Consider the following 13,423-nt stretch of genomic DNA (forward strand, 5'->3'; position numbering starts at 1 on the left):
TGGCGTTCCCATCGACGGAGCAACAGTCTGAGCGTCTCCCGTGCGTCGCTACGCCGTTTCGGTGCGCTTGAGATCACGGAAATGATGGCGACTACTGTCACGGTGGCCCCATACAGCACGGCGCTTGCGCCAGCCACGAAGACACCACCTGCGGTCAGTTGATGGACAAGAGCGCCCACGGCCAGTCTCCCTCTACTTGAGTGCACGACGTTGCGTACATCGTGACCGCGATGGGTGCTCCGACCGGTAGCGTTCCCTCTCTCATGTCCACCTAAGGTGGACAGATGCCCAACGATGACGCGTTGCCCGTGATGCCCTCGGACTCCTGGCGCTGGATTTCGTACAGCGATCCGGCCTGGAGCGAGGTTGATGCGTACAAGTACAGCGGCGATCCCTCAGACTTTGCCCAGGCTTGCGTACGCCGTGCGGTCGACGAGGTTCGTCGGGCGTTGGGCATCTCCACTATCGAGGCGGCGGTGATGGTGGAGGGAGAAGCCAAGACAGTGCTGACAGACGTTGTGGCTGAGTCACGTTGTCAGCCACGAAAGATGACGTGGGCAGAGATCGGGGCGAAGCTCGGCGGGGCGGCCCGCCAGACGGTGCAGAAGCGATTTGGGCGTGGAATCTCCCCGCAGCGCGTTGGACACCTACGGCGTCAACTCGTCCAGTTCCGCGAGGCGTACCTAGACGAGGGCAGGGCTGAGAATCAACCACAGGCACGGGACCGGAGGCTGATTGCCGAGGCCATCCATGGCCTTGCGCTATCGCGGAGCTACGGCGTAAGCGCCTACCTCGACCCGCAAGCGGGAGGCTACGACCTGCCACCAGCCCACACGCAAACCGTGCAGCAGGCCCAGCAGAATCCCAGACCGGAAGTCACCTTCGTGGTCACACGTGATCGGTGGGCAGAGATGAAGTCTCCCTCGGCGATCCAAGACCAGGCCCTTCGGGTTGAAGGCGATCGACTCGTCCCCCTGGAGCCGAACCGCGACACCGCAGAGGATTGATCCATCCGCTACAGGGGATTGCGGCAGAGCCCAGCAGGCTCCGTCATGTGCGCGGTGGGGCGCGGCTGACTCTGCGCTGGGAGTCTCGTTGGGGTGATCTTTCCAAGAGCTGCGAACTGTGCGATGGCCGGTGGTGTCTCCTCGGCTGAGCGTGTTGCCGACTGTGCTAGGAGTTCCAATGACCGCCGCTGACCCCTGGGCCGCTCTTCGGGAGAACGGAGTGGTCCACCTCATGATCACCGCTGCGGACGTGAGCACCGTCCGTGCCGTTGTTGACAGCCTTGGCCAGCACCACACGGTGCAGGAGCCCGACGTGCGGTCGACCAGCGATGGTGTCATCGAGTCGCAGCTCTACCTGCATGTTGGGGGATCAGCCCGGCGGTCCTGAGTCCCTGACGCCAGGGGCGAGGCCCGCTGTCTGAACTTGGTTCTGATAGTGCGGAGGCGCCGCCCAGATGTTGGGCGGCGCCTCCGCACTGTTGGTCTTGAACTCGGAATCAGTGCCGACGGCCGCGGTGGGACGCGAGGTCGGTTACCTCGGCTGATTGCTGGACATGGCTGCGTACTTCCTCGTAGTCGAGGGTGAGCTGGCGCAGTGCCTCGGCGTAGATGGCGAGAGTGCGGCGCAGCTGGGTGTTCTCGCGGCGGACGTCGGTGATGGTGTCTTCCGGGGCGTTCTTCTGCTTGGTGTCCCGTTCCGGCTTGAGGGAGTTGCGCTGGGCGTCGGCCCGTTCCTGGAACCAGGTGATGAGGCCGGGGAAGTTCCGGTAGAAGGTGGCGTGTTTGACGTCCAGGCGCCGCTCCACGGCCGTGATGGTGGGGCGCCGGCCCGTCTCCTGGGCCTCGCGGAGCACCAGGTTCATGGCGAGCTGTACTTCGTCGTCGGTGAGGGTGGGCCGGGTCACCGTACGGTCTCCTTGGTGTTGCTGGTCGGGACGTTGTTGGCTTCGAGGAACTCGGTGAGTTCGGTACGGCGCTGTTCCATGCGGTCGCGGACGTACGGCGCGAGGATGACGCCGTTGGCGAGGGCGCGTTCGAGGCGCTGGAGCCAGGCGAGGAAGGCGTCGGCGTTTTCTGCGGTCAGTGCGACGTTGCGGCACTTGAGCGGCTGGCAGTCGGGCAGGGACGGTCCGTCGGAGTCGCTTCGTCGGCACAGGGCTCGGTCTGGGTTGTAGACGCAGGTGACGAACTTGCCGGGGTAGATGTGGGGGTCGTGGCGTCGCATGTGCCGGGCGAGCCGCTTGGGGTCGGTGATGACCTTGCCGGAGAAGTCGATCTCGTCTTCCAGGGCGGCGAGGCGGGCTTCGGCTTCGTCGGCGGCGGGGCCGGTGAGCTTTTGCGGGGCGGGGCTGAGGATGATGTCGCCGAGCTTCTGTCCGCGGGCGATGGCCTGCTCGGCCTCGACCTCGGGGCGGAAGCCGGAGGCGGAGGTGCCGGCGTAGCCCTCGAACATCTGGATCGAGTGGTGGCGGTATTGGATGGCGCCGGCGATGGTGCCGCCGGGCTGCCGTGCGATGCACCAGGCGAGCGTGCGGCGGAACTGCCGGGTCTGGAGTTTCCAGGGGCGCCCGTTGACTTCTGGGATGCCGTCGGGACGGCCGAGGCGGGTGCAGTAGTCGTTGGTCCACTCGATGAGGTAGGCGAGGTTCCGCCGGGTGGTCTCGCTGGTCTGGGCCGAGTTGGTCCTGGTCTTGGGGTGGGCGCGGGAGGAGGGCGGAACAGCGAACAGGTAGGGCTGGTCGGCGGGCTGAAGTGTTTCGAGTACCTTGATGGCCTTGGCCACGGAGGCGTTGACGATCCAGGTGGCTTCGACGCCCTCGGGGGTGCCCTCGCCCTTGAACGCCTGGCTGGTGACCCGGTAGCGGACGGGGCGGTCTTCCTCGTCGCGCCAGATGGTCATGCACCCGCGCTTCATGTGCTTGACCTCGCTGTCGCGCATTCCGGACAAGTAGGCGATCACGACGTAGCAGGCGCCCTGCAGCAGGCGCGCGTAGTCCTCGGCCATGTCCCAGCGCAGGGCGGGCAGCCAGGGCTGCCCGTCGAGTGTGCCGCGGATCGGGGTGCGCAGGTACGTCGTGTCGTCCAAGCCGAGTTCGTCCGCTGCGGCGTCGATGAGCTGCCGGTGCTCGGACTGTTTGTTGAACGTGCTGACATGTACGCCCGCCTCGCGGGCGAGCTGCGTGAGGTTCACGGCCATCGGCACCTTGACGGCCTTGGAGCCGAAGGAGACGCGGGGCAGTGGCCGACCCTCGCGGCGGTAGCGGTCCAGGACGGCGAGCAGCCGGTCGCGCGGCGTCTCGCCGTCGACCGTGCTCCTGGACAGCTTGGTGGAGCGGGCCTGCTGCCAGTCGCTGAGGCCGGCCAGGATGTCGTCGGCGAAGTCCTCCAACCAGCGCAGAGACCAGGTCAGCAGCGGTCCGACGACTTCCTCGGGGATTCGGTCGGTGGCGTTCTCACGCGCGCCGCGGCGGTTGCGGCCGCGGTTGCCGTACGTGGTGGGGTCGTCCCACACGATGTATGGGTCGACGGAGAGCGTGTCGCCGGTCAGTTTCGTCCGGTACACCCACAGCTGGCGGACCGTGCCTCGCTTGTTGGACTTGTTGAGCAGCGAGTTGCGGCCCGCGTCGATGAACGCGCGGTACTGCGTCAAGTCGTCCAGGGTCAGGGCGCTGAGTGCCGTCACGCCGCGCTGGTCGGCCCAGTGGAAGAACTCCTTGAGCTGGCTGAAGCGGCCCCGGATGGTGACGATGCCCAGCTCGGTCTGGCCGTCGGGATGGTCGTGGCGCAGGAGGACGAAGAAGAACTCCTTGGCGGTGCGCCGGAACTGGGCCGGAATGGTCAGGAAGTTCAGGCTCAGGGCCTGCTGGTGCTGCTGGTGCACGGCAGGGGTCAGGTCCCACTTGTCGTCACCGAACCGTGCGGTGTCGGCCAGCTGGAAGCCGGCCACCAGTGGGCGCTTGGCCAGGACCAGGGCGTCGGCTGGGATGCCCCGGACCAGGGCGTATGCGGTTGCGGTGCTCATCAGATGTCCTTCGGTACGTCAAGGAGGTCCAGGCCAAGGTCCTGGGGCGCGGGCTTGGCCTGGGCGGCCTGGTCGCGTTCGGCGTCGGTGAACCGCGGCAGGATCAGGCGGGTCAGGGCCAGCCAGGTGCGGCCGTGCTCGCTGACCCACGCATCCATGTCCATGGACTGCCGGGCGGTGTCGAGGGTGTCGACGAGCGCCAGGAGTGCGGGCAGGTGATCTTCGGTGATCAGCGCGTTCGGGCAGCGCAGGCACGTCAGGAACGACACGTCGCACCGGCCGTCGGTGAACGGGCTGTGCTCGATGTCCAGGCAGGAGCTGGCGACGGTGTCGAGTTGTCCGTCCAGGGCCTGGTGCAGGGTTTCCTCGGTGGTGCCCAGTACGGCGGCGGACTGCCCGGGCGCCTGGGCGGCGGCCTGGGCCTTGGTCAGGACGCGGGGCCGAAAGCCGCGCGCGGTGTCCTCCGCCTCGTTGATGGCGGTGGTCAGGATCTCGTCTGCCCAGTCCCTGACGACGGGGTCGCCCTTGAGGTAGTTGGCGAACGATACGTCGAGGGTGTTGGTGCGGGACGCGGACGGCAGGTGGCCGCCCATTGCCTTGGTCCTGCGGACCTCGACGGTGGTCTTCAGCCGGTTCATGTCGATCGGCAGCGTCTTGCCGGAGTCATCCAGCAATCCGTGGCGCTGCCCCCACTTGCTGAAGCCCATGACGCGGCCGAGCCGGTTGGCGTAGGGGTCGATGTGGCCGTGTGCGGCGGCCTTGGCCTCCCAGTCGACGCCCTTGGTGCCGCTGGCTCCGGTCCAGATGCTCCAGAGCCGCTCGCTGCCCGAGTGGCGGCGTCCGCGGGCGGTGAGCTGGTGCAGCAGCAGGTAGAGGCCGCCGGGTGTGTGGAGCTGGCGGCTGTCGCTGCCTCCGGTCTCCCAGTGCACGGTCTCCCGGGTGGTGGCCTTGGAACGGCGCCGCTTAATCAGGTCCACCGCGACCGCGCGGTCCTCCAGCATGCGGTGGGCGTGCGGGAGCTCCTTGACGGTCTCGACGTTGCGGCCGGTCAGGCCCACGGCGAGCACGGTCAACGGCGCCAGGTCGGCATCGGTGAGGAACAGCTGCCGGGCCAGTTCCAGGCGCCCTTCCACGATGTTCTGCCGCAGGTGGGTGCGCACAGCTGACACCCGTCCGGTGCGGTCCATGACGTCCAGATGCTCGGCCAGGAACCGTTCGTCTGAGCTGAGTGCCTCCGGTGCGGCGCGGAACGCCTCTAGCAGCCGCTCGGCCTTGCGGATGCGGTCCCGGATGGCCACGACGTCACTGCGGGCCGCGGCCATCAGGTCGCGGAGCTCACGGTCGGAGTAGCCCGGGACGCTCGCCGTGGTCGTGCGCCGGCGGGTGTGGCCGGGGCGGCGCAGGTAGTCGCGCAACTCCGCGGACAGGACGCTGGAGGGTGTGATCTCCTGCAGCAGCAGGCGCACACTGGTCAGTTCGGACAACACGCCTGGTTCCTTGACGGTCTCCAGCCGGTGCAGGCGGTAGCGCTCCAGGTGCCGGACCGTGAGGTCCCCCACGGACTTCGGGGGGCGGGCGAGAGCGTCAAGGAAGGCGAGGAAACGCTTGATGGCGGAGAAGTCAGTCCTCGCGCTGGCCTCGGTACGCAAGGTGCCGGTCGGGCCGACACGGACCGCGAACGCCGAGGCGAACTCGGAGTGGAGTGCAGGAGAGGGCAGCTCGGCGAAGTTGTAATGCCAGCGCCTGCCATCCTCGCCGGTGAACGGCACGGCCAGCGTCGTGGGGATGCTGGCGCGTGCCGCTTCCGGCTCGTACGGGCCGTCGGGCATCGCGGAAGTGCGGCCCCTGCCGGGCCGTGCGGGTGCGGCGCTGGGAGCAGCCACCTGGGTGGCTGTCCCGTGTTCGAGGCAGGCCCGGAAGTCCGTGGAGAACTGCTCGTACGGGGTGACGTGCCGCAGTATCTGTCGGATCAACGCGAGTTGACGATCCGCCCACTTGCGCGCGTACGTCTGCCGCAGCGTGCGGCGGATCTCATCGAGGTGGGCGGGCATCATCTGGGCCATGGAGCGCGGCGGCTGGTCCGTCCCGGCCAGGTACGTCAGGAAGTTCTCCAGGGCCAGGAACAGAGAGGTGGCCAAATCAGAGGAGACCCCGGCGCCTTCCGGGCCGAGTTCGGCCCGGAAGGCCGCCGTCAGGGCCGGGCGCAGGTCGGGCAGCGGCAGAGGTGTGAAGTCGAAGGCGCGCCGAGCGCCGTCGGGGTCGATGAACGGCACGATCAGCGGATTGTCCGGGTCCTCCTCATGCCGCAGGTAGGCGAACTTGTCCCGCTGGCCGGTCTGGCGGCCCGGCCAGGCGGTACCCGCGTCGAAGTCGGAGTCGTTGCGGGACAGCGCCAGGTAGCCGCGCAGTCCGGGCATGAGCCGCTCGCTGGGCTCGATGTGCCGCAGCAGGCGGCATACATCCCACAGGGCGCTGCGGGCGGTGGTGAGGGTCGTGCTGTCGACGCGGAAGTACAGCAGTTGCCGCATGTGGTCGGGCGTCAGCTTGCCGATACCCGACGGGGGCTGCTCCAGTTCGGAGAGGAAGGTCAGCAACCGTGTGGCCGACCGGAACAGGCTGTCGGCCGACTTGACCGAGTTCAGGGCCTGGCACCGGGCTTGGAAGGCGGCGGCCAGGTCGGCGTGGAAGTCGGGCATCGGGAGCGAGGCGAAGGAGAAGACCTGCTGCATGCCGTCGGTGCCGGTGAAGAGGACATCCAGCGCGTCGGACACGTTCTCTGCCAGCGGGACGCCGGACGTGGGGGCCAGGGGCGGGGTCATGCGGATTTCGCCTCCGATGCGAGCTTGTTGAGTTCGGACGAGTCGATGCCGGCGGGCTCCCACGCGTCGGGGATCAGGGCCAGGCGGGTCTCCATTTCCAGCTCCTCCAGGGCGTGGAGGTAGCGCATCGTGGTGACTACGCTCTGGTGGCCGAGCCGGATGCGGACCCAGTTCAGCGGGTCGCCGAAGACCATCTGGTGAGTCATGCGCTGGCCCGGGTTCATCGCGGCCATGTCCTCCAGGTGGCCGCGCCAGAGCTGCTCCAAGGTGATGACCGCGAAGCTGTGGCGCAGAGCATGGGGATGACAACGCAGCTGCTGACCATGGCCGGTGCAGCGCCGGTTGGCGGCCTTGAAGACCTCCTGCCAGCAGGACCGCCCGCTGGGCAGCCCGCGCTCGTTGAGCCATAGCGCAGCGGGCTCCAGGCCGTCCGGAGTGTCGATCAGCAGCCGTCGCCGTTCGGCGTGGTCGAGCTGGTCGACGGTCAGCTTCTTCCCGCCGACGATGACCTTCGGGTCGCTCCGGTCGGTGATGATCAGCGGGTTGCGGATGCGCTCGTAGACCCCGTCGTCACGGGCATCCTCGATCGCCTCGGCCCGCTCTTCCTCGATGTAGTCCCACACGGCCTTCAGAGAGGAGGCCGGGAAGTACATCCAGCGGGCCGAGCCGTGCTTGGCGATCGTCCAGGGCAGCCAGCTGCGGAGGTTGGCCTTGCCCGGTACCGGACGCGGGATCTCGAACAGCGACAGTGAGGTCTGCTCGCACAGCCGCAGCCCGGTGCGGATCATCAGGTCGGAGTAGGTGGCGTTGCGGGTGCCGAAGCGGCCCCGGAAGGAACGGTCACGCAGTCCCAGTGGCGTGTAGCCGCGCAGCCCGATGTCCCGCCAGGCGCGGTACATCTCCGGCGTCAGCCACACGATCTTGTTGCGCGAGCCGGTGTGGGAGGCCTCGGCGGGCGTCGTGCCGCCGCGGCGGCGGCCGTGGCTGTCGCGGGCCCGGCTCTCGCGCTGCAGGATCGGGTTCTCCGCCGCGTACTTCCTGCTCGGGTGGATCGCCCAGTTGTAGAAGGAGTTGACGGTGGCGACCTCACGGTCCCACGTCTGCCAGTCGACGTGCGGGCCGCTGGGGTCTGCCGTCCGCCACTGCTTGTAAGCGGCCCGGTCCTCCGCAGTGGCGTTGCGCCAGTCCTTGCGGCCCCGGCTGCGCCACAGGAAGGACAGCCACAGCTTCAGGTCCGAGGCGTGGGCGCGCTGGGTGCCCTCGGGCGCGGCGGCCAGCTGGGTGAGGTACTGGTTCAGCTCGATGTCGTAGCGCCCGTCGGGGCTGATCAGATACGGCGTGCCCTCCAGCACCTTGTGCTCTTCCAGCCACTCGTCCAGATCCCACAGCATGTCGATCAGAGGGTCGGCCGTCTGCGGCCGGGGCAGGCTGTAGCGGGTGTAGAACACCCGCCAGTCAGGGTTGGTCATGGTTCCTGTCGTCGTTCGATCGGGAAGCAGAGCCGTGCGGCTCCGCCGGGAAAGCGGGCCGGTCAGCCTCAGACGGCGACGGCCTTGGCCGTGGCCCGCAGCCGGGGCATCTGGACGGTGAGAGGCCTGCCGTCGTCCGCGGTCAGGTGGTGCCGGTGGACCCAGGTGTTCAGCAGCGGCGAGGCGGAGTTGCCGGAGAGCGGGGCGTGGCCACTGAGGTTGGCGCTACGACCGGTCCACAAGTTCCACAGCTGGGGCGTGCCGGAGAAGCGGCGGCTGCGCTCGGTGAGCCGGTGCAGCAGGAGGTAGAAGTCTCCGGCGCCTTCCAGCGGGTCGTGGCCCTCGCTGCGGATCTCCCACCGGACAGTGCCCGCCTTGTGCCGGTCAAGGTGGAAGACGACGTCGCCGTGATGGACGACGTGCTCGGCAGGCAGCTCGACGGTCTCCGTGACTCGCAGCCGGCCCAGCGCCATGGCCACCACGAACAGCGGGGCCACATCGCCCAAGGTGAGGAACAGCAGCCGGGCGGTGTCCTGCTTGCGCTGACCCTCGACGTGGGGGATGCGGCCAGTGCGATCCATGACGTCCAGCAGCCGGGCTACGGCCTGGTCCTCCTCGCCGAGCGAGTGCGGGGCAGCGCGGAAGGCGGCCAGGAGCTGCGCGGAGGCGGTGAGGCGGGCGACGGTCCGGGCCGCATCGGTGCGAGCCGCCTGGAGCAGCGCGCTGTACTCGCGGTGGGAGTACAGCTGCACCGGATTCCGGGGCGGCTGCGGCCCGGTAATCCTCCGGGGGCCCCTGATCAGATCCCACACGCTGGAGTGGAGGGAGCCGTAGGGGGCGTCCTGCAGCAGTCGGCACAGCTGGGCGATTTCCCGCCCGATACCCGCCGCGGAACGGGTGGCCCCCTCGACGTCCCGGTAGGTGTACAGATGGCGGGGACGCAGATCATCCAGGCAGGTCAGCGGCTGGTCCTGCATGCTGAGGAAGGCCAGGAAGCGGCGGATGGTGCCGAAGTAGGTGTCCGCGGCGGCGAGGGTGAGTACCTTGCCGGTGTCCGGTGCGAGGCGGGCCTGAAGGGCGGCGGCCAGCGGCGCGTGCAGCGGTGGGCACGGCAGCAGGGCGAAGTCGTAGGTGCGTTCGCGGCGGTCCAGCGCGCGGAAGCGGACGACGGGTCCAGCGGTGTTCTCGGACATGGTGGGCCTTTCCGATAAGCGGCACATGCCGCGGTTGGGGCGATTGGTGGATCCGGTCAAGGTCGCCGGGCGAGCTGGGCGTTTGCTGTGCGGGACCTGTGGTCACGGTGACGGTGTCGGGCCGAGGGGGACGACGACCGACAGGTAGGCGCGGGTGACGTTTCCGTCGCGCATGGGTTTGTAGGTGGCCGGGCCGCAGGCGGCGGACTGCTGGAGGGCGGTGACCAGAGCGCGGACGGCGCGGTCCTCGCCCATGAGCCGGACGTCGACCGGCTGGGCGCTGCCCGGGGTGGAGGAGGTGGCCGGGGTGAGAGAGTTCACGGTGTTCTCCGGCTGGGATCAGTGGTCGGGGATGAGGTCAAGGACGGCCTGGTGCTCGGCGGCGGTCAGGCCGAGGCGGTGCCCGGCGACGGGTTCGGCCTGGTAGAGGCGGTGCTGGCCGTCGGCCCAGTCGTGCAGCAGCTGCTGGGCGGCGGGGATGTCGGTGTCGAGCGCGTCGGCGATCTGCCGCCAGCTGGCGCCGCGGCGCCGGGCGTCGTGGGTCAGCGACCCGCGGTAGTGGCCGAGCTGTGTGCGCATGGCCTCGCCGAGGGCGAGGCAGGCCAGGGCGTCGGTGGGGCCGTGCCGGTCGGGGGTGCTGCCGCTGAGCAGGAGCGCCAGACAGTGGTCGCCCCGGCGGTTCTCCATCCACGCGATGGGGGTGCGCATCGGTACGTCGTCGGGGCGGGTGACGGGCTGGATCGACGTCCACGTCGCGTACGCGGCGTCGGCGGGGGCGTGGTCGGTCACGGGGTTCCTCGCAACAGGGATGGGGCTCGGTCGAGCCGGGTGGCGGCCAGGGAAGGCCGGGCGGGCACGGCAGGCCCGGACATGGGTCCGGGACCGCCGAAACCGGCCGGAGAAGGGGGTGGAGCGGTTCGGCCTGCGGAACCTGTCGCCGCAGGTCAGAACGTGTACGGCGGCCTGCCGTCGGCCTGCCGGAGGTGTGCCGGGGTGGCAGGCCGCGGGCAGGTCACGAGAAGGCCTCCAGCGCCGCTTTGACGTCGGCCAGGAGGTAGCCGGTGGGCTCTCCGGGCAGGTGCCGCAGCCGGGTGGAGGACAGGTCCACGCCGGCGTCGGTGAGGGCCTTGCGGAGGTGACGGCCGATCATGGCGAGCCAGTCGGCCCGGTCGTCCCAGCGGCCCCACCGCTCGGCGTCGTCGGCGGTCAGATGCTCGGCGAGCTGGGCGCCGGTCAGGGCGTCGGGGTCCTGCTCGGCGCGGAAGGCTTCGCGCAGGGTGAGCAGGATGGCGGGCGGCTCCGGCGGCGGCGCGTGGCCGACGCGGCAGCGGGCGAGGAGGTCCTGGTAGGTCTGCCACAGCCCGGCCTCGGTGAGGGTGTGGGCCAAGTCCGGCAGCTCGGCGGCGGCGCGTTCGGCGCCGAGCTGGGCGGCCTGGGCGTCGGTGACCTCGCGGACCTGGTAGCGGATGGGCCGGTTGGGCATGCCGGGCAGGCCCTGGGCGTAGATCTGGCCGGCGTCGTTGACCTGGGTGTGGGTGGCGGCCTGCAGCAGGTCGGCGCGGTAGCCCTCGGCGATGGCGCCGCCTCCGAGGAGTTCGGTGACGTCCACGCGGCGGCAGGCGCCCAGCAGGCGGGCGGAGAGCTTGGGGCCGATGGCCTGGCCGAGGTAGTCGCGGGTGCCGAACTGGCTGCCGGCCTCGAACCACACGGCCTCCTTGCGGCCGAGCAGCAGCGCGCGCACCAGCTTCGCCTTGGCCTCCTCGCTCAGCTGCGGCCACTCGTCGACGAACACCACGACGGCCGGGTGCTGCCCGCTGACGCGCCACTTGTTGCCCCAGCCGTAGCGGGCGCGCTGGCGGGCGCGGGCCGAGCACAGGGCCAGCAGGAAGTCCAGGACGTCCTGGATCAGCTCGTCGTCCATGCACGCTGACAGGGTGATCGCCTCGCCCAGGGCGCCGACGCCGGTGCCGACCGGGTCGAGGTTGAACGCCACGGCATCCCGGCAGGCGGTGACGGCCTCGGCGAGCGCGAGCATGACCCCGGACTTGCCGCCGCCGGAGTCGGCGACCATCAGCAGCATCAGCCCGGCCAGGGAGAAGACGAGCGGGGTGCCGTCCATGGCCACGCCGAAGTCGGCCGCGTCCACGATCGACATCGACAGCGGCGGCCGGTACGGCAGCGGTCCGACCACGTCCGGGGCGAACGGGTCACGCAGCAGAGCGCGGACGAACGCGCTGTCCCCGGCCTCCGGGTCGCCCTCGATCAGCAGACCGTTGCGGCGCAGCCGCAGCCGGGTGATCAGGGCCTTGTAGACGTCGTCCTTGTTCAACTCGTCCGGGCTGCCGGTCGTGAACCGCAGGTAGAACGACCAGCCCCACGGCTCCTCGACCGCCTTGGCGACCGCGGCCAGGTCCCGGCCCTCGGCGCGGACGGCCCCGGCGAGCACGGCGGCGGCCTGCTCCCCGGTGCGCGCGTCGGCAAGCGAGCCGGGAAGCTGCTCATCGGCGGGGGTGGCCTCGGCGCCGTCGGCCGGGCGCAGCTGGGCGGGCGCGTCCGGGCCCTCGGTGGTGGAACGGGGCTCGTCGAGCTGGTAGTCGGCGGGGGCGTCGAGTTCGGGGATGAGCAGCTCGGCGGGGACCGGCCGGGCGGTGAGCGGGATCGGGTGGCGGCTCAGCCACCAGCCGCCACCGAGCAGGGCGGGACCGGTGATCAGCGCGGACACGGGCGCCGTGACCGTGACGGTCACCAGGGCGCCGAGGGCGGGCACCACGGCGCAGGTGAACCGCATGGCGCCGCGTGTCCCGCGCCACCGGCCGATCTGCTCGGCGGTCGGCTGGTCCGGGGCGAACGACATGGAGTTGAGGACGGCCAGGCCGTTGCGGCGGCGGTCGGCCTCGGTCCCGAGGTCACGCAGCCGGTTCTTCTCCGGGCCGCTCAGGCCGTCCTCGGCCGCCTTGTCCACCAGCTTGGACATCTGCTTGAGCGTGGTGTTCCGGGCGGTTACGGCGTCGTCGCGGCGCTCGGTGAAGTGGTCGAACTGCTTCTTGACGATGCGGCGGCGGATCTCGTCGCCGGTCATGTAGCGCAGCGCGGCCCAGTGCACGGTCAGGGCCCATGCGTTGCGCAGACCGGGCAGGGTGCGGGCGGCGGCGAAGCGGGCGGCGGTGGCCGCCGCGTGGGCGATGCGCCGGGCCGTACGGCGGGAGGCCGCCGACGGTGCCGGTCCGGCGTCCGGCTGCGGTTCATCGTCGTCGACGAACTCGCCTTCATAGACGATGACTTCGGGCAGGAGGCCACTGTCGTCGTGGCTGGTCATGGCGGGGTACTCCAGAAAGGCGCGGGGAGGAACAAGCAGGGGAAAAAGGGCCGCGGGTTCCCGCGGCAGGGGGCGCTGTGAGAGAGCTGACAGATCAGCCGCCGAAGACGTACAGGCCGATGTTGTTGCCGGTCAGCGTGGTGGCGCTGACAATCCACCCCATGAAGCCGAGGCTGGTGCCGTAGCAGACGGCCACGAGCGTGCCGCCGACCATTTCCTTCCAGTCCTTGGGCTTGCCGCGGGCCGCGATGAGCTTGATGACGTACCAGGTGATCCCGGTCAGGCCGATGGCCGCGCCGCCGGCGGAGACCGGAGTGACCGCAGTGCGGGGCGGGTTGGCGGTCACCGTCGCTCCGGCGGTCTTGTCCACGGCCTGCTGCCCGGCGACGTTCATGCCGTGGCGCAGGGCACCGGCGATCTCGCCGAGGAAGCCGCCGGAGTTCACGGTGATCAGCAGCATGAAGAAGCCGACCAGGAACACCGTCTTCTTGTTGCGCAGCAGCTTGTACTTGAACCCGGCGATGATCGCGACGGTGGCGACGGCGCCGAAGACCAGGGCGCCGAAACCGGCGTTGGCGGGAGAGTTGTCGAACATGA

11 protein-coding genes are annotated in these 13,423 nt (G+C 69.8%); 2 read left to right on the forward strand and 9 right to left on the reverse strand.

Annotation, left to right across the window (positions count from 1 at the left end; all coding sequences use genetic code 11):
• The first annotated feature begins 284 nt into the window (after positions 1-284).
• Both P1P75_RS05875 and P1P75_RS05880 read left to right on the forward strand, forming a co-directional pair.
• Complete coding sequence (locus tag P1P75_RS05875; RefSeq protein ID WP_319252330.1) at positions 285-1,007, forward strand: hypothetical protein; 723 nt, start codon at positions 285-287, stop codon at positions 1,005-1,007.
• Between the two features lie 178 nt (positions 1,008-1,185).
• Positions 1,186-1,395 (forward strand): hypothetical protein, encoded by a 210-nt coding sequence (locus tag P1P75_RS05880; protein WP_319252331.1) that lies wholly within the window; start codon positions 1,186-1,188, stop codon positions 1,393-1,395.
• A 109-nt stretch (positions 1,396-1,504) separates the two neighbouring features.
• On the opposite strand, the gene P1P75_RS05885 is transcribed toward P1P75_RS05880, so the two are convergent.
• From P1P75_RS05885 to P1P75_RS05925, 9 genes are all read right to left on the reverse strand, one after another.
• Positions 1,505-1,912 carry a hypothetical protein gene (locus P1P75_RS05885; RefSeq protein WP_319252332.1) on the reverse strand — a complete coding sequence of 136 codons (408 nt, stop codon included), beginning with the start codon at positions 1,910-1,912 and terminating at the stop codon, positions 1,505-1,507.
• Complete coding sequence (locus tag P1P75_RS05890; RefSeq protein ID WP_319252333.1) at positions 1,909-4,029, reverse strand: hypothetical protein; 2,121 nt, start codon at positions 4,027-4,029, stop codon at positions 1,909-1,911. The genes P1P75_RS05885 and P1P75_RS05890 overlap by 4 nt, the downstream gene beginning before the upstream one ends.
• On the reverse strand, positions 4,029-6,848 hold the full coding sequence (locus P1P75_RS05895) for a hypothetical protein (protein WP_319252334.1): 2,820 nt from the start codon (positions 6,846-6,848) through the stop codon (positions 4,029-4,031). Before P1P75_RS05895 ends, P1P75_RS05890 begins: the two co-directional genes overlap by 1 nt.
• Positions 6,845-8,317 carry a site-specific integrase gene (locus P1P75_RS05900; RefSeq protein WP_319252335.1) on the reverse strand — a complete coding sequence of 491 codons (1,473 nt, stop codon included), beginning with the start codon at positions 8,315-8,317 and terminating at the stop codon, positions 6,845-6,847. The genes P1P75_RS05895 and P1P75_RS05900 overlap by 4 nt, the downstream gene beginning before the upstream one ends.
• A 68-nt stretch (positions 8,318-8,385) precedes the next feature.
• Complete coding sequence (locus tag P1P75_RS05905; protein ID WP_319252336.1) at positions 8,386-9,510, reverse strand: hypothetical protein; 1,125 nt, start codon at positions 9,508-9,510, stop codon at positions 8,386-8,388.
• A 102-nt stretch (positions 9,511-9,612) separates the two neighbouring features.
• On the reverse strand, positions 9,613-9,831 hold the full coding sequence (locus P1P75_RS05910; RefSeq protein ID WP_319252337.1) for a hypothetical protein: 219 nt from the start codon (positions 9,829-9,831) through the stop codon (positions 9,613-9,615).
• 18 nt (positions 9,832-9,849) lie between these two features.
• Positions 9,850-10,299 (reverse strand): hypothetical protein, encoded by a 450-nt coding sequence (locus tag P1P75_RS05915; protein WP_319252338.1) that lies wholly within the window; start codon positions 10,297-10,299, stop codon positions 9,850-9,852.
• Between the two features lie 223 nt (positions 10,300-10,522).
• Positions 10,523-12,826 carry a hypothetical protein gene (locus P1P75_RS05920; protein WP_319252339.1) on the reverse strand — a complete coding sequence of 768 codons (2,304 nt, stop codon included), beginning with the start codon at positions 12,824-12,826 and terminating at the stop codon, positions 10,523-10,525.
• Between the two features lie 94 nt (positions 12,827-12,920).
• Entirely contained in the window at positions 12,921-13,421 is a 501-nt protein-coding gene (locus P1P75_RS05925) for a hypothetical protein (protein ID WP_210960319.1), read from the reverse strand.
• Between the last annotated feature and the right edge of the window lie 2 nt (positions 13,422-13,423).

Source organism: Streptomyces sp. ID05-39B, from assembly GCF_033794725.1.
GTDB lineage: Bacteria > Actinomycetota > Actinomycetes > Streptomycetales > Streptomycetaceae > Streptomyces > Streptomyces bobili.